14 protein-coding genes are annotated in these 15288 nt (G+C 64.6%); 8 read left to right on the forward strand and 6 right to left on the reverse strand.

All coding sequences use genetic code 11. The features are described from left to right. Positions 1-118 precede the first annotated feature (118 nt). The 5 genes from ACYVGS_RS06425 to ACYVGS_RS06445 are packed head-to-tail and all read left to right on the forward strand — an operon-like array spanning position 119 to position 4914. Positions 119-1309, forward strand: coding sequence for an acyl-CoA dehydrogenase family protein (locus ACYVGS_RS06425; protein ID WP_460587841.1), 1191 nt, complete (start codon positions 119-121; stop codon positions 1307-1309). A gap of 13 nt (positions 1310-1322) precedes the next feature. Continuing rightward, positions 1323-2390 (forward strand): acyl-CoA dehydrogenase family protein, encoded by a 1068-nt coding sequence (locus ACYVGS_RS06430; protein ID WP_460587842.1) that lies wholly within the window; start codon positions 1323-1325, stop codon positions 2388-2390. Between the two features lie 41 nt (positions 2391-2431). Then, a complete protein-coding gene (locus ACYVGS_RS06435; protein WP_460587843.1) occupies positions 2432-3262 on the forward strand; it encodes an enoyl-CoA hydratase/isomerase family protein in 831 nt (276 codons plus the stop codon). Beyond that, complete coding sequence (locus ACYVGS_RS06440) at positions 3259-3897, forward strand: TetR/AcrR family transcriptional regulator (RefSeq protein ID WP_460587844.1); 639 nt, start codon at positions 3259-3261, stop codon at positions 3895-3897. The genes ACYVGS_RS06435 and ACYVGS_RS06440 overlap by 4 nt, the downstream gene beginning before the upstream one ends. Positions 3898-3900: 3 nt before the next feature. Continuing rightward, positions 3901-4914, forward strand: coding sequence for an LLM class oxidoreductase (locus ACYVGS_RS06445; protein WP_460587845.1), 1014 nt, complete (start codon positions 3901-3903; stop codon positions 4912-4914). Positions 4915-4921: 7 nt separating this feature from the next. Here ACYVGS_RS06445 and ACYVGS_RS06450 read toward each other — a convergent pair whose 3' ends face one another. Further along, positions 4922-5683 (reverse strand): SDR family NAD(P)-dependent oxidoreductase, encoded by a 762-nt coding sequence (locus ACYVGS_RS06450; RefSeq protein ID WP_460587846.1) that lies wholly within the window; start codon positions 5681-5683, stop codon positions 4922-4924. Positions 5684-5893: 210 nt separating this feature from the next. Here ACYVGS_RS06450 and ACYVGS_RS06455 point away from each other — a divergent pair, with 210 nt between their 5' ends. Both ACYVGS_RS06455 and ACYVGS_RS06460 read left to right on the forward strand, forming a co-directional pair. Further along, a complete protein-coding gene (locus tag ACYVGS_RS06455; RefSeq protein ID WP_460587847.1) occupies positions 5894-7156 on the forward strand; it encodes an MBL fold metallo-hydrolase in 1263 nt (420 codons plus the stop codon). A gap of 62 nt (positions 7157-7218) precedes the next feature. Continuing rightward, positions 7219-8235: a zinc-dependent alcohol dehydrogenase gene (locus ACYVGS_RS06460; RefSeq protein WP_460587848.1), complete on the forward strand. Its 1017-nt coding sequence runs from the start codon at positions 7219-7221 to the stop codon at positions 8233-8235. 55 nt (positions 8236-8290) lie between these two features. On the opposite strand, the gene ACYVGS_RS06465 is transcribed toward ACYVGS_RS06460, so the two are convergent. Further along, positions 8291-8791 (reverse strand): porin family protein, encoded by a 501-nt coding sequence (locus ACYVGS_RS06465; RefSeq protein WP_460587849.1) that lies wholly within the window; start codon positions 8789-8791, stop codon positions 8291-8293. A 216-nt stretch (positions 8792-9007) separates the two neighbouring features. On the opposite strand from ACYVGS_RS06465, the gene ACYVGS_RS06470 reads away from it, so the two are divergent. Further along, positions 9008-10555, forward strand: coding sequence for an acetolactate synthase large subunit (locus ACYVGS_RS06470; protein ID WP_460587850.1), 1548 nt, complete (start codon positions 9008-9010; stop codon positions 10553-10555). A 39-nt stretch (positions 10556-10594) separates the two neighbouring features. Here the strand turns inward: ACYVGS_RS06470 and ACYVGS_RS06475 are convergent, their stop codons facing one another. The 4 genes from ACYVGS_RS06475 to ACYVGS_RS06490 form a co-directional block, all read right to left on the reverse strand. Continuing rightward, complete coding sequence (locus tag ACYVGS_RS06475; RefSeq protein ID WP_460587851.1) at positions 10595-11548, reverse strand: hypothetical protein; 954 nt, start codon at positions 11546-11548, stop codon at positions 10595-10597. Positions 11549-11790: 242 nt separating this feature from the next. Next, positions 11791-13419, reverse strand: coding sequence for a flavin-containing monooxygenase (locus tag ACYVGS_RS06480; protein ID WP_460587852.1), 1629 nt, complete (start codon positions 13417-13419; stop codon positions 11791-11793). 261 nt (positions 13420-13680) lie between these two features. Beyond that, positions 13681-14109, reverse strand: a complete 429-nt coding sequence (locus ACYVGS_RS06485; RefSeq protein WP_460587853.1) for a host attachment protein — start codon at positions 14107-14109, stop codon at positions 13681-13683. Between the two features lie 55 nt (positions 14110-14164). Next, positions 14165-15130 (reverse strand): GIY-YIG nuclease family protein, encoded by a 966-nt coding sequence (locus ACYVGS_RS06490; protein WP_460587854.1) that lies wholly within the window; start codon positions 15128-15130, stop codon positions 14165-14167. Positions 15131-15288 lie beyond the last annotated feature (158 nt).

The following is a 15288-nucleotide window of genomic DNA, read 5'->3' on the forward strand; positions in this document are numbered from 1 at the left end:
AACACCGGTGCTGTTGCGCAGCTTCTCGTCGCAGCATGAATAGCGTGTTGCCATGCACCGCCGTGCTGCCCTATTATTTATATAAATTATATATTAAATGATCCAGAGGAGCCCCGGATTGGACGTCGACTTCAGCCCCGAGCAACGCGCCCTGCGCGACGAATTTCGCGCCTACATGCGCGGCATCATGACCCCCGAGTTGCGGCAGGAGCTGGCCCAGCCCCTGGCCAACGAGGGCGGCGGCCCCCTGTGGCGTCAGGCCATGCGCCAGATGGGCAGCGATGGCTGGATTGGGCTGGGCTGGCCGCGGGAATGGGGCGGCCGCGGTTACGGCCCCATTGAGCAGTACATCTTTATCGAGGAGGTGACCCGGGCCGGCTTGCCGTTTCCCTACCTCACGACCGAGTCCATCGGTCCGGCGATTGCGGAGTTCGCCAGCCCGGCGATTCGCGAGGCGCTGCTGCCGAAAATCCTCGCCGGGGAGCTGGTGGTGGCGATCGGCTATTCCGAAGCCCACGCCGGGACCGACATGGCGGCCCTGCGCACCCGAGCGGAACGCGATGGCGATCACTACGTGATCAATGGGCAGAAGGTCTACACCTCCCTGGCCCATATTGCCGACTACGTGTTCCTGGCCGTGCGCACCGGAGACCCCGAGACACTGCCGCGGCACAAGGGCCTCTCCATCCTGCTGGTGCCCACCAGCGCGGAAGGTTTTTCCTTCACCCCGATCTACACGGTCGGGGACGGCGAGACCAATGCCACGTATTACGACAACGTGCGCGTCCCGATGGAGAACCTGATCGGCGAGGAGAACCGCGGCTGGCAGGTGGTCACCGGCCAGCTCAACCGCGAACGCCTGACGCTGATGAACCCCGGGACCGCCAATCTGCTCTATCAGCAGACAGTGGAGCACGCCCGCAACACCCGCGATAGCAGTGGCGCGCTGCTGATCGAGACGCCCCGGGTGCAGCGCCTGTTGGCCAGCGTGTACAGCCAGCTCCGGGTGTTGCAGCTGGCCTGCCGCAAGCAGGCCTGGGCGATTGCCCAGGGGTCCCTGGATGTTGCCGACGCCTCCGCGGTCAAGGTCTACGGTTACGAGGCCTTCCTCGACTGCTACCGACAGATGCTGGAAGTGCTGGGCCCTGATGGTGTGCTCAAGCGCGGGTCACCCGGGGCCCTGTTGCAGGGGCAGCTGGAGCTGATCTATCGCTCGGTACCGGTTTACGGTTTTGCCGGTGGCACCAACGAGATCCAGCGCGACCTGATTGCCCAGTTCGGCCTCGGTCTGCCGCGCGCGAAACGCTGAGAGGGATGCAACGATGAACTTTGCATGGAGTGAACTGCAGCTGGAAATCCGCGCGCTGGCGGCGCAGCTGTTGCGTGATCACGCGGGGCCGGAGCAGTTGTCCGCCCTCGAGGCCAGCGGGAAGCGCCTGGATCGGCAGCTGTGGGCGGAGCTCAAGTCCGCGGGCTTGACGGCCATACCGTTGCCGGAAACAGCCGGCGGTGCGGGACTGGGCTTTCAGGAAGCCGGGCTGGTGTTCGAGCAGCTGGGCGCCCATGTGGCGCCGGTGCCCCTGATCGGCCACACCCTGGCGGCCATGGCCTTGCAGCGGGCCTCGGGTGACGAGTTGGCCGCGTCGCAGCTGGAGGGCGAGGGCTGGCTGGCTTGCAGCACCCGGCACGAGGGCAACACTCTGCGTCTTGACGATGGACGGTTGTCGGGTCAGCTCGGCGCCATCGCCCATGGCGAAGGCAGCGATGCGGTCGTGCTGCCGGCGCGGCAGGGCGATGACTGGTTTCTCTGCCTGGTGAAGCGTGATGCTGTCGGCCTGAGCTGGCAGGCCCAGGTCAGCACTGGCCTGGAACCCCGGGGCCTGCTGCAGGCCGATAGTGCGCCGGTGGAGATCCTGGGCGACGCCGCCATGCTTGCCTGGCTGGAGCAGCGACAGGCAGCGGCCCACTGCATGGCCCAGGTGGGCGTGGTGGACGCCGCGCTGCAGCTGGCCCGGGAGCACGTCTGTGAACGGGAGCAGTTCGGCGTGAAAATTGGCTCCTTCCAGGCTGTTGCTCACCGCATGGCAGACACCTGGACGGACATGATGAATCTGCGCATGGCCGCGGAAGCCGCTGTGGTGGCTCTGGATCAGCAGGAAGACGCGGAGCTGGCGGTGCGCAGCGCACAGGCCTGGTCTGCGGAGGCCGGTCACCGGGTATTGGCCAGTGCCCAGCATGTGCACGGCGGCCTCGGCCATGACAAGGACTATCCCCTGTGGCGCTACGCAGTGTGGGCGCGGCAGTACGAGATGGAGTCTGGTGGTCTGGGGCATGCACTGGAGCAGCTGGGGCGCTGCATTGCCCGCGACCCCGAGGCCGCATTGCTTTAAGAGCACGCGCTGCAAGCGATGGAAAAGACCGGAGACAGACCATGACACGCGCAAACTACGAGACCGTTGAGCTGGAGGTGCTGGAAGAGGGCGTACTGGAAGTGCGCCTGAACCGGCCCGAGCGCTTCAACGCCCTGAACGAACGCCTGATCGGCGAACTCACCGAGGTCTTCCGTGGCCTGAACCGCGACCGCGACACCCGGGTGGTCATCCTGACCGGCGCGGGCAAGGGCTTCTGCGCCGGGGCCGATCTCAAGGCCTCGGACGCCGCGCCGGGTTCGGTGCCCGGCACCGAGGGCATGGGCCAGCTGGGCTATGTCTACAAGTACCAGGAATATCTGGCCGACATGGTGCTGGCGATCCACGAGTGCGACAAGCCGGTGATCGCGGCAGTGCAGGGTGCGGCGGTGGGCGGTGGACTGGCGATCAGCCTGGCCTGCGATATCCGCCTGGCCTCGCCGGCGGCAAAATTTGGCGCTGTCTTCATCAAGACCGGGCTGTCGTCCTGCGACGTGGGTACCAGTTACCTGCTGCCGCGGGTGGTCGGCGTGTCCGCCGCCAGCGAGCTGATGCTGACCGGCCGGGTGATCGAGGCAGAGCAGGCGCGGGCACTGGGGCTGGTGTCCCGGGTGGTGGAAGCCGGAGTCCTGCTTGAGACCGCCCTGGGTGTCGCCCGGGAAATCCGCGCCAACAGCGAATACGGCGTGTGGATGACCCGCAAGGGGCTCCGCATCAACCAGGATGCCGCCAGCCTGCGCCACGTCATGGAGCTGGAGAACCGCACCCAGGTACTGGGCTATTTCACGGGCTGCATGGAAGAGGCCATGCAGGCCTTCCAGGAAGGGCGCGCACCGCAGTGGAAAAAGCTGTGAGCGCGCCGCGGCCCCGCCGGGGGCGCCCGCCCAAGACCTCCCTGGAGGACCTGGTGGACAAGGCCATCGAACTGATGGCCGCCGAGCCGGACAGGCCCCTCTCGCTGAATGCGCTGGCCAGGGCGGCGGGGATCACCCCGATGGCCATCTATCGCTACGCGGCGGACCGGGACGAGTTGCTGCAGGCCGTCGCGGAACGCTTGTTGGGTGACCTGAACCCGAAGATTCCAGACGCCGACTGGGAGACCCAGCTAAGCGCCTGGGCCTTCGCCATGCGCGACTATTTTCTCAAGAACCCGGCGCTGTTCACCATTCTCGGCTGGCAGCAGCATGTGGCCCGTCCCTGGCTGAGCCAGCTGGCCGGGCTTGCGCGTATTCTACAGCGTGCGGGACTGAAGGGGCGGGCGCTGGCGGATGCGGTGCAGTGGGTTTCCAGTACCATTATCTCGGCGGTCTACATGGAAATTGCCGCCCGGCGCTCCGGCTCCCGGGTCAGTGCCTCGGACCTGCGCAGCCTGCCGGAAGAGGATGCGGCACTGATGGCCGAGGTGGTGCAGCACTTGAAGCAAAAAAGCGCGCGGGCGGTGTTCACCGATTGCGTTGAGCGTATTCTGATAATCATAAAAGGAAGCTGAGCGATGAGTACACTGAAACTGGGACTGCAACTGGGTTACTGGTTTGCCAGCCCGCCACCGGATTTTGTCGAGCTGGCCCAGGAGGCGGAGCAGCTGGGCTTTGACTCGGTGTGGACCGCGGAGTCCTGGGGCAATGACTGTTTTACCCCGCTGGCCTGGATCGGGGCCCAGACCTCGCGTATCCGCCTGGGTACCTCGATTGCCCAGCTTTCTGCGCGCACCCCGGCCAGTTGCGCCATGGCCACCCTCGCCCTCGATCACATGTCCGGCGGGCGCATGATGCTGGGCCTCGGAGTCTCCGGCCCCCAGGTGGTGGAGGGCTGGTATGGCCAGCCCTACGGCAAGCCCCTGGCACGCACCCGGGAATACGTCAGCATCATTCGCAAGATTCTGGCGCGGGAGGAACCGGTCACCAATGACGGCGAGCACTACCCGCTGCCCTACCACGGCCCGAACGCCTGGGGACAGGGCAAGCCGCTGAAACCGATTACCCATCCCCTGCGCGCCGATGTGCCGATCCTGATTGGCGCAGAGGGCCCGAAGAATGTCACCCAGACGGCGGAAATTGCCGATGGCTGGCTGCCGCTCTACTACTCCCCCTATCGCCAGGAAGTCTACGCCAGCCAGCTCACCGCCGCTGGCCCGGGCTTCGAGATTGCCCCCACGGTGATGGTCAACATTCACGACGATCTGCAGCAGGCGTTGTATCCGGTGAAGGCCATGCTCGGGTTCTATATCGGCGGCATGGGCTCGAAAAAGAACAACTTCCACAAGGACCTGATGGCGCGGATGGGCTTCGCCGACGAGGCGGAGCAGATCCAGGAACTGTTTTTTGCCGGCGAGCGTGACAAGGCGATCGCTGCGGTGCCGGATCAGTTTGCCGACGAGATATCCCTCAGCGGGCCAGTGGGGCGGATTCGCGAGAAGCTGGAAGATTGGCGGCGTTCACCGGTCACGACCCTGCTGGTGAACGGCGACAAGGCCTTCCTGCGCCAGCTGGCAGAGTTGGTTCTGTAAGACGCCGTTATTTCGCCATAAAGCCGCCGTCGCTGACCAGGGTATGGCCGGTGGTGAAGCTGGACAGGTCGCTGGCCAGGTAGAGGACCGGGCCAATGATTTCCTCGGTTTCCGCCACCCGCTTCTGCAGCGAGGCGTCAATGGCGCCCTCGAGGAAACCGGGCATCTGCGCGGCGGTGTCGAACAGGTCGGAGTGGTAGCTGCCGGGCGCCAGGCTGTTCACGCGAATCCCCTTGTCAGCCCATTCCGCGGCCATCACTTTGCTCAGTGCGTCCAGCGCCGCCTTGGTGGCGGCGTAGAAGCCCTGGAAGGCCGAGGGCCTGAGACCGCCCACGGAAATCACATTGATGATGGAGCCGCCGCCGTGTTCCGCCATCCGCGGTGCCAGACGCGAGGCCAGGTACCAGGGCCCTTTGGTGTTGACGTCGAACAGCTTCTGGAACAGTTCCGGCTGCAGGTCCGAGAGCCCCCCGGCGACCGGGTTCATGCCGGCGTTGTTGATCAGGATATCGACATGACCAAAGGCCTCATGGCTGGCGGCGATCACTGCATCCAGATCTTCGGTCCGCCCGACGTGGGCGGCGAGCGGCAGGGCGCGGCGGCCTTTGCCACGAATCGCTTCCGCGACGGTTTCGCAATTTTCCAGCTTGCGACTGACCACGATCACATCGGCACCGGCCTCTGCCAATCCCAGGCATATGGCGCGCCCCAGTCCGCGACTACCGCCGGTGACCAGGGCGACCTTGCCGCTAAGGTCTATGTTATGCATGCTGATTCCTCTTTTCCTGTGACAACTCTCGGCGCGGCAATGCAGCGCGGCTGCGCGTTCGCACCTGCACGCGTTTTTGGCTAAAAAATATATAGCATAAATAAATGGTGTGCCAGCCCGCCTGCTTTTCTGTCTTGCCAGCCAGCCCCGGCTCGCCTATGATCCCATTTTAATGAGTATCTATTAAAAGTGACTGGCCGAGGACACCCAATGAGAAACCCCATCTACAAGACGCGCCCGGTGGCGCCGAGCGCCGCCCGCTTTGGTGGCGAGCGCATCAACGACTTCATCGTCCTCAGCGAGGCCTGCTCCAACAGCTACCTGATCGAGACCACCGAGGGCGGCATCCTGGTCAACGCCGGCATGGGCTTCGAGGCGCCGGTGATCGATGCCAACCACCGCGCCCACTCGACGGTGGCGGACAAGATTCGCTACCTGATTACCACCCAGGGCCACGTCGACCACGTCGGCGGCGTGCAGTATTTCCGCGACCGCAACCCGGGGCTGCTGTACATCGCCCAGGCCAACAACACCGAGCACCAGGCCTATGACAGGCGCCTGGCGGACTTCCGCGGCAACCGCTCCGCCTTCCGCTTCCGCGAGCGCTTTGTCGAGGACTTCGCCTACTACGCCGAGCAGGGTTATACCGAGATCAATCCCCAGGACACGCCCACGCCGGACATTCTCTTCGAGGACCGTTACACCCTGACCCTGGGTGGTCTGACCCTGGAACTGATTGCCGTCCCCGGCGCCGAAACCAATGACTCCCTGGTGATCTGGCTGCCCGAGCAGCGCATTTGCCTGACCGGCAATCTGTTTGGCTGCCCCTTCGGCCACTTCCCCAACCTCAGCACCATTCGCGGCGACCGCTACCGCGAGGCCCTGGTCTGCGCCCGGGCTGCCCAGGTCGTGCTGGACCTGGAGCCGGAGGTGATTCTCTACGGGCACCACGGTCCGGTGGAGGGGCGCGAGGTGATTCGTGAGGAGCTCATCGCCTACCGGGATGCCCTGCACCACGTGCACGATGAAACCGTGCGCGGCATGAACGCCGGTACTGACGTTCACACCCTGATGCAGACCATCACGCTGCCCCCGGAATGCGAAGTGGGCGAGGGCTATGGCAAGGTGTCCTGGGGCGTGCGCGCGATCTGGGAAAGCTACGCCGGCTGGTTCCACCACCAGTCCACCACGGAGCTTTACAGCGTGCCCGCCAGTGCCGTTTTCGGCGATGTGGTGGCACTGGCCGGAGCCGACGCCCTGGTGGCGCGTGCACAGGAAAAATTCGAGCAGGACAAACCCGAGGAAGCCCTGCATCTGCTGGATATGGTGCGCAAGGTAGAGCCCGGCCACGTCGGTGCGGTGGAGCTGTCGCTGACTATTCACCGCGCGCTACTGGCCCAAGCCGACAACTTCTGGCTGGAGGGCTGGCTGGAGGAGCAGATCCGGCTGCTGGAGGGGGCGCTCGAGGCCTAGCGGCTCCGCACGCACAGGCGCATCATTCATGTTCCTGGGAAATGCCCAGGGGAGGGATCGATATGAAGGCTGCAGTATTTCGCAGTGCCGCGGGTGGCCTGCAGATCGAAGCTCTGCCCGACCCGCTCCCCGGTCCCGGTGAGCTGCTGCTGGAGGTGCGCAAGGTCGGCATCTGCGGCAGTGAGTTGCACGCTGCCAGCTTCCACGCCCCCGAGCGGCTGGAAGGGGCGCTGATGGGCCACGAAATCTGTGGACGGGTCGCGGGCCTGGGTGAGGGCGTCAGCGATTTTGCGCTGGGCGATCGCGTCGTGCCGCTGCCCTTTATCGGTTGCGGGCAGTGCGCGATGTGCCTGACCGACCTGTCGCGCCACTGTCCCCAGGTCGATTACCAGACCGTGCGCGGTTACTGCCAGTACACCCGGGCTGCCGCCCGGGGCTGCGTGCGCGTGCCGGAGGGCATTTCCGATGAGGCGGCCACCCTGGTGGAGCCCCTCGCGGTAGGCCTGCAGGGGGTGTGCCGGGCTGCGCTTCAGGCGGGGGAACGTGTGCTGGTGACCGGCGCCGGACCGATTGGTCTGGCCGCCGCGTTCTGGGCACAGGCGCTGGGGGCGGCGGAAGTCGTTGTGCTGGCGCGCTCTGATCGACGCCGGCGGATCGCCGAGCAGATGGGATTGCCGTTGTTCGTCGCCGGCAACGAGGTCGATGACGAGATAGAGATGGTTCAGTCACTGCTGGGGGGTGCGCCGGATATCGTGCTGGAGGCGGTGGGTCTTCCCGGCGCGCTGGAGCAGGCGGTCAATCACGTCCGGCCCCTGGGTCGGGTGGTATCCCTTGGCTTTGGTAATCAGGTGGACACCCTGCGCCCGGATCTCGCCACCTGGAAGGATGTCAGCCTGGCATTTTCGTTGTGTTACGGCCTGCGGGATTTTGAACACGTGGTGCGGGTGTTGGCTGCGGGGGAAACGCGGCCGCTGGCGATGATTACCTCAAGGATTGGGCTGGACCAATTGCCGGAAGCGTTTGCCGGACTGCAGGCGGGTGGAGAGGACTGCAAGGTGATTGTGTCGCCCTGGGGGTGATGGGCGACACAAGCGGTGCCCCGAGCCGAGGCACGGGGCCAGGGGACGCTGCGGATCAGAAGGTGTAGGTTACACCCAGGCTGACGCCATCGATCTCGATATTGCTCTTGTCGAAGTACCGCATCACCTCGACGTTGGCTGACCACAGCTCGTTCAGGCGCAGGCTGGCGCCGAGCCCCCAGGAGAAGTCACCCTCGCTGTCGCTGTCCGAGAAACCGGCAACGGAGGCCTTGACCTTGGCGTGGGTATAGCCGGCGATCACATAGGGGTAGATGGCGCTGTCATTGGGTAGGCCTGCGCGGAAGTAACCGCCGACATAGTGTTCCAGCTCAGCCTTGACGCCATAGTAGTTGTCATCGTCCACACCGACGCCGCCGCGCAGTTCAACTGCGGCCCAGTCGTTGAGCTGATAGCCACCTTTCAGGGTCAGGGCGCCGAGGTCCACCTCGTCAGCATCGAGGTAGGTGTAGTCGAGGCCCACGTAGGGCTGGGCGACCGCAGCGCCAGTAAATGCCGCGAGCAAGGTCGCGCTGGCAAGCTTCTTGAATACGTTCATCAGTAAATCCTTTTCAGTAACTCTCCAAAGTAAACCGGCATGGCGCCCCATCTTGGTGCGCGGCATGCCGGCGCGCATTGAGCCTGTTGCCGTGCCGGCAGTCAAACTTGAGTTGTGTGCAAGGGCGCCGTCCACAGCAACTATACTGTGATCCAGGTGCCGTCACTGTGCTCGTGCAGTGTTGGATTTCCGGCTTCACAGAAAAGGACGTCTTACATGAACGGAGCAGAGAGCCTGATCAACACACTGGTCGCCAATGGCGTCGACCTCTGTTTCACCAACCCCGGCACCTCGGAAATGCACTTCGTCGCGGCGCTGGATGAGGTCCCGGGCATGCGCTGCGTGCAGGGGCTGTTCGAGGGCGTGGTTAGCGGTGCCGCGGACGGCTACGCGCGTATGGCTGGCAAGCCGGCGGCGACCCTGTTGCACCTGGGGCCGGGGCTGGGGAATGCCCTGGCCAACGTGCACAACGCCCGCAAGGGGCACGTGCCCATGCTGAATATCATCGGCGATCACGCCACTACGCACCGCCAGTTCGATGCCCCGCTGAGCTCGGATATCGCCGGCATTGCCGGGCCGGTGTCACACTGGGTACATACCTGCGAGCGGCCGGAGCATTTGGCCGAGGATGCGGCCGAGGCGGTGCGGCGAGCGGCGGCAGGTCAGGTCGCCACCTTGATACTGCCCGCGGACGTTTCCTGGGGGGATAATCCGGTCGGCGCGGGCCCTGTGGTGGTATGGCCAGGATCGGCTCCGGTGCCGGCGGAGCGCCTGCAAAAAGCGCTGGGCATGCTGTCCGCAGGGAAGCGTACCGGCATCATGCTGGGTGGGCGCGATGTCAGTGGCGAGCAGACTTTGCTGGCCAGCCGCATTGCCCGGGCCACGGGTGCCCGGGTCTTTACGGAGACCTTTCCCACACGAGTGCGCCGCGGTGCCGGCACCGGTCGAGTCGAGCGCCTACCCTACCTGGCGGAATTCGCACTGGATGCGCTCAAGGGGCTTGAGCAGTTGATACTCGTCGGGGCGGCGTCGCCGGTCTCCTTCTTCGCCTACCCGGATTTGCCGGGGCGCCTGGCACCCGAGGGCTGTGACGAGTTGGTCCTGGCGCAACCCGGGGAGGATATCGAGCAGGCCCTCGAGCGTCTGCTGGAGCTGCTGGATGCGGTCAATGTCTCCCCCGACGTGTATCCCCTGGAGTTGCCCGAGCTGCCCAGCGGAGAGCTCGATGCCAACAGCGTGGCCCAGTCGCTGGCGCACTACCTGCCGGAAAACGCCATTGTGGTGGACGAGGGTATTACCGGCGGCATGGCCTGCTTCCCGATGACCGCCTGTGCCCAGCCCCACGACTGGCTGAACCAGACCGGGGGCGCGATTGGTTGGGGCCTTCCGGCTGCGGTGGGCGCCGCGCTCGCCTGCCCGGATCGCCGGGTCATCTGCCTGGAGGGCGATGGCAGCGCCATGTACACCCTCCAGGCACTCTGGACCATGGCCCGGGAGCATCTGGACATTACCGTGGTGATTTTCAACAACCGCCGCTACGGCATTCTCGAGCTGGAATTTCAGCGCACGGGTGCCCGCGGTGGGACACCGGGCCCCAAGGCCGCAAGCTCGCTGAATATTGGCAGCCCGGATATGGACTTTGTGGACATGGCTCGGGGCATGGGGGTGTCGGCTTCGGCCGTCGCCACGATCGACGAGTTCAACCAGGCCCTGGAGCAGGCCTTGGCTGCCCCGGGACCCAGGTTGATCGACGTGCTGTTGTAGCAGGGCGCCAGCCCCCGGGGGCGGCCTGCTACGGAGGCACTACCTGCGTGTAGAAAGCCTGCGAAGTCCGAGGCTCCCCAGGCCACCGGCCAGCAGAACCAGCAGGGGCAGAGGCAGCACCGGGATCGGTGCGGCGGGCTGCTCGGTTGCCGTCGCCGTGGCGTTAACGATCTCGCTCGCTTCGGCGGGCGAGATGCCGGCTGTCAGGCTGCTGTCGATGGTTTCAAAACTGTTGAACTGCTGGGCATTTGCGGTGGCGTTGGCCGTATCCGTGCTACCGCTTCCATCAATCTCGCCAATGCCGGCGAAGAACATCAGGCGCCGGGTGGAATTGGCGGGCACGGTGAGCGCGAAGGTGGCACCGAGGCCCTGGGTTCCCGCGCAGTTGAAGACCGTCTGGGTGTAGGAAGAGGGCGTCAGGCCCGCACCGGGGAGATAGAAGACTGAGGTGTTTATCTCGCTGCTGGCGTCCCAGGTCTGGGCCCAGTTGTCGCCGAGATCGAAGGTGGCATCGCCGGAAGAGGTGGAGACCAGGGTCGTGTTGCTGTCAGAGCCGAAGTTGGCAGGTACTTCCACGGTGACGGAGATCGGGCTGCCCGTGGGGTTGGTGAAACTGGCCAGGAGCCGGAAGGCCTCGATGGTATCCGAGAACCGGTATTCAGACGAGACGCTCAGGCCCGAAAGCGTTTGTGGGGCGACAGTGGCAATCGAGCCAGAGATTGAGAGCGCTCCCGACAGCGGTGTGCCGTCCACCCAGATGCCCCAGGCATTGTCGTACATGTCACCATCGCCATCCGCGGTGTTGGCGTCGCTCAGTAACACGCCGGCCGAGGCGGAACAGCTGCCGCTGAAGGCGCCGGCGTCTGTCCCGCCATTGGTGGTAAAAAACCAGTCCGTGCCGAGCGCAGTCGTTACGGTTTGAGCCTGGGCGCCGGCGGCCCCGAGCCACGCCACGCAAGCCAGCGCCAGGCCAATTCTGTTTTGCTTCTCCATGGTATCCCCTCAGGTTTTCCGCATTGTTGATACACGTTGGCGGAAATCTCGCCTGCGCGGCCATGCACGCCCGAATCGAAAAATCAACAAAAAAGCCAACATTTTCAGAATATGTCTTTGTGTTGGATAAGGCAAGGCTGCCGGTTGTTTCCGGTCCTGCAAAAAAGCCCCGTGGGGCGGGGCGCAAGGAGAGGTCCTGGATTGTGTGAGAGCCCTCCGGGGGAGGGCTCTGAAGGGTGGGCTCAGGAGGCCAGCTTTTCGAACTCCAGCTCCGGGTAGCCCTGGTTGGCCGACTCGTCCATCAGGTCGTAGTAGACGTTGGCGCCACCGAAGTAAATCAGTACCCGCGGCGGCTTGTCCTCGCGGTTGGCACCCATCATCCAGGAGTGCACCTTGTCGCCTTCCGCCATCAGTGTCTGGTCGTGGATCTCGGCGGTGTGCTTGGTCCACTCGTCCTCGGCGTCATGCCGCGGCTTGACCACGTCGTAGCCCTCGCTTTCCACCTTCTTGATGCAGTTGGTGATCCACATCACGTTCTGCTCGATGGAGGTGGGCAGGTTGGCGAAGGGGGCCTGGGGACCGGTGACAATGAACATGTTGGGGAAGTCCGCAACGCAGACGCCCATGATCGACTTGGACTGCTCCTGCCACTTCTCGTTCAGGGTCTGGCCGGCGGCGCCGCGAATCGGGAAGGCCTCCAGTGCACCGGTATAGGCCTTGAAGCCGGTGGCCAGCACGATGATGTCGAACTCGTAGAGGTTCTCGGTGGTGCGCACGCCAGTTTCGGTGATCTCGACGATGGGTTCCTTGTCCTTGATGTCCACCAGGTGCACGTTGTCGCGGCTGTAGGATTCCAGGTAGCCGTGATCCAGCGGCGGACGCTTGGCGAACAGCGGGTAATCCTCCAGGCTGGGCACCAGGATGTCGGCAACTTCCGGGTCGTCAATGCGCTCGCGCATCTTGTCGATGATGAACTGCGAGGCCATGCGGTTGGCTTCGGGGTTGGAGAGCAGGTCCTCGAAAGTCTCGAAGACCCAGCGGAAGCTGCCGGTCCACTTTTCCTCGAAGATCCGCTGGACCTCTTCCGGTGAGGTTTCGACCGCCTTGCGACCCTCGGCCGAGTCAAAGGCCATGCCGAAGATGTGGTTGCGGCACTTGGCGATGATTTCGTCGTAGTTCGCCTTGATCTCTTCCTCCCACTCGGGGGTCATCGGTTTTTGCATCGCCGGCATGATGAAGTTGGGGGTGCGATGGAAGACCGTGACGCTTTCCGCGTCCTGGCTCATGACTGGCAGCATCTGCACAGTGGTGGCGCCGGCGCCGATGATGCCCACCCGCTTGCCTTTGTAGTCCAGCCCTTCCGGCCAGCGCGCGGAATGGAAGAGGGGGCCCTTGAAGGTGTCCATGCCCTTGATCCGGGGGATCTCCGGCTCGGAAATCATGCCCATGGCGCTGATGAAGTACTTGCAGGTGAAGGACTCGCCACCCTTGGTGGTGACTTTCCACTGGGCGCTGTCTTTCTGGTACTCGGCGGAGACAATTTCGGTGTTCAGCTGGATATCCGGCCACATGTTGCAGCGATCGGCCACGAAACGGAAGTAGTCGTGGGTTTCCTTCCAGTCCGGATAGCGGCGAGTCCAGGACCACTCCTGCAGCAGCTCCTTGGAGAAGGTCAGGCAGTAGTAGTAGCTTTCGCTGTCGGTCATGGCGCCGGGGTAGCGGTTCCAGGTCCAGGTGCCGCCGACGTCGTCGGCCTTGTCGAAGACGCGAATGGACAGGCCCGCCTCGCGAATGTGGTGGATCAGCGCCAGACCGGCAAAGCCGGCGCCGATGGCGATGACGTCGAAGTCGGGTTGCTGCTTGCTGCTCATAGCGGGTGTGCCTCTTTATATTTACTCAGGTCAGGGATCCGGAAAGCTGGCTGTTTGATAGTAGTCTCTTGCAGCCTATTTTTGAATTCGATTTAATTATACTTGCTAGGCGCAAACAAGCAAGTTGCCAGGAGTGAGTTTTTAGCGGGAGATTTGATCGAGGTCAAGTGTTGATTATTCCGCGAGCGCCGTATTGCCCGGGATGTTCGCGGCAGTGCCTGTGCGGCCTGTGCCCGCCCCTGTGCCAGTGGGTGGAGGGGCTCAGGGCAGGCGCGCGCGCAGCGCGCTCGCGTCCAGGCTGGTGTAGTCCTTGTCGATTTCCAGGGAAATCAGACTCTTGAGCGGACCGCTCAAGGCACTGCGCAGCAACCCCAGAAAGGCCGGCGCGGCAACCAGAACCAGCTGGTCGATATCGTGCTGTTCGCGCAGGGTTTCCAGTTCCTGGGCGACTTCCCGGGCGAAGACCTCGCGTTCGTGCTCGCGGGCATCCACTCGCTGGTCCATCGCGTGTCGGCCCTGGCCGTGGCTGTCGAAGGCCCGGCCGGCGCGATCGGTGAGCAGTTCCGACGGTTTCTTGCGCGCATCCGGGTGGTTGAGCTGGAATTGCTGCTCCAGGGGGGCGACGGGGCTTTTGGCGGTATACAGGGTGGCGCGGGAACTATTGGCAGAGACGACCCAGACGCTGGACATGATAGCGATCCCTCCGTTGTCGAGTGCTCTGCTCCAGTGTAGCTGCCTGCGGGGCTTATTCAACAGCGCGAGTGCGCCCGGCGCCCCCACCGGACCCGGTGGCTGGCGCTCTCCAGACAGAGTATGTCGGGGAAGTTAGAGGAACGGCGCGTGGCTTGCCCCCGGGTCGGTAGGCATAGAGCTGAGCGTCCGGTTGTCGGAAGGCGCGCAGCAGGATCCGGTAGGCGTCCAGGTCCAGCGCGGCGGGGCTTGCTGCCAGTGCTCGCCGGGGTAGATGTCTCAGGGAGGGGAAGCTGCCGAGGTGCTGCCACTGGTCCACCAGATGCCAGTCGGTCCGCCCCTGCTCCGGGGCCTGTTCGCGCAGCAGGACCGCGTGGGGCCAGGGCCAGGCCGCCAGCTGCGCTGGCGCCAGGGCGGCGAGCAGTCGCTGGTTGTGCTGCGCGGCGGGCTCGCGCCCCACGCAGGCGCCGCGACACTGCCCGAGCTGATGGGCGAAACAGGGGCCGCGCCCGCGGTCCAGACCCAGTACTCGCTGGCACAGCCCGCAGCGGCGCGAGAGATCAATGAGGTAGTCCTCCGCCCCCCGGCGCTGGCGAAACAGGCCGTAGTGGGCGCCAGTGTCCGGCAGGCTGCCCGCTGAAAGTGCCCTGACTTCCGGGCGCAGGAAGCCCGCTTCGCCCCCCGGTGCATCGACCAGGTGCAGGGTGACCGGGTGTCGGGCCCGGCGCTGGCGCCGATTGAACAGGGGAAGCTCGCGCTTGATTTCGCGGTTCTCCAGTAACTGGGCGCCGATATCGCCGGCGGTCAGGGTACAGTCGACGCGTTGGGTGCTGTCCATCAAGCGGCGGTGACGCGCCGAGGCGGCGGCCTCGCTCATGTGCTCGCGCAGCCGCCGCGCGATGTGCAGGCTCTTGCCGATATACAGCGGGACCGGGCCGTCGCCGTAGAAACGGTAGACCCCGGGGCTGTTGGGAAGCTGATCGACAGCCTGTCCGTCCACAAAATAGTGAGTCTGGCGCATAATCCCCTTGGCCAATGGTCGCGGCATCGGGCACAGGCGCAATTGCGCTGTCCACCCCGATCGATACGCCGCGACAGGCCAAGTGGTTTTACCCGCGAATCGAACACACGGCAGCAGGGGTCGCGCGCATCTGCCTGAAAAATCGGCCTGTTCGTGCA

It is taken from the genome of Haliea atlantica (assembly GCF_054779855.1).

Coding starts and splice junctions, on each gene's coding strand:
- ACYVGS_RS06470 (WP_460587850.1), top strand. CDS start 9,008: ATGAACGGAGCAGAGAGCCTGATCAACACACTGGTCGCCAATGGCGTC.
- ACYVGS_RS06475 (WP_460587851.1), bottom strand. CDS start 11,548: ATGGAGAAGCAAAACAGAATTGGCCTGGCGCTGGCTTGCGTGGCGTGG.
- ACYVGS_RS06430 (WP_460587842.1), top strand. CDS start 1,323: ATGAACTTTGCATGGAGTGAACTGCAGCTGGAAATCCGCGCGCTGGCG.
- ACYVGS_RS06450 (WP_460587846.1), bottom strand. CDS start 5,683: ATGCATAACATAGACCTTAGCGGCAAGGTCGCCCTGGTCACCGGCGGT.
- ACYVGS_RS06445 (WP_460587845.1), top strand. CDS start 3,901: ATGAGTACACTGAAACTGGGACTGCAACTGGGTTACTGGTTTGCCAGC.
- ACYVGS_RS06485 (WP_460587853.1), bottom strand. CDS start 14,109: ATGTCCAGCGTCTGGGTCGTCTCTGCCAATAGTTCCCGCGCCACCCTG.
- ACYVGS_RS06480 (WP_460587852.1), bottom strand. CDS start 13,419: ATGAGCAGCAAGCAGCAACCCGACTTCGACGTCATCGCCATCGGCGCC.
- ACYVGS_RS06435 (WP_460587843.1), top strand. CDS start 2,432: ATGACACGCGCAAACTACGAGACCGTTGAGCTGGAGGTGCTGGAAGAG.
- ACYVGS_RS06455 (WP_460587847.1), top strand. CDS start 5,894: ATGAGAAACCCCATCTACAAGACGCGCCCGGTGGCGCCGAGCGCCGCC.
- ACYVGS_RS06465 (WP_460587849.1), bottom strand. CDS start 8,791: ATGAACGTATTCAAGAAGCTTGCCAGCGCGACCTTGCTCGCGGCATTT.
- ACYVGS_RS06490 (WP_460587854.1), bottom strand. CDS start 15,130: ATGCGCCAGACTCACTATTTTGTGGACGGACAGGCTGTCGATCAGCTT.
- ACYVGS_RS06460 (WP_460587848.1), top strand. CDS start 7,219: ATGAAGGCTGCAGTATTTCGCAGTGCCGCGGGTGGCCTGCAGATCGAA.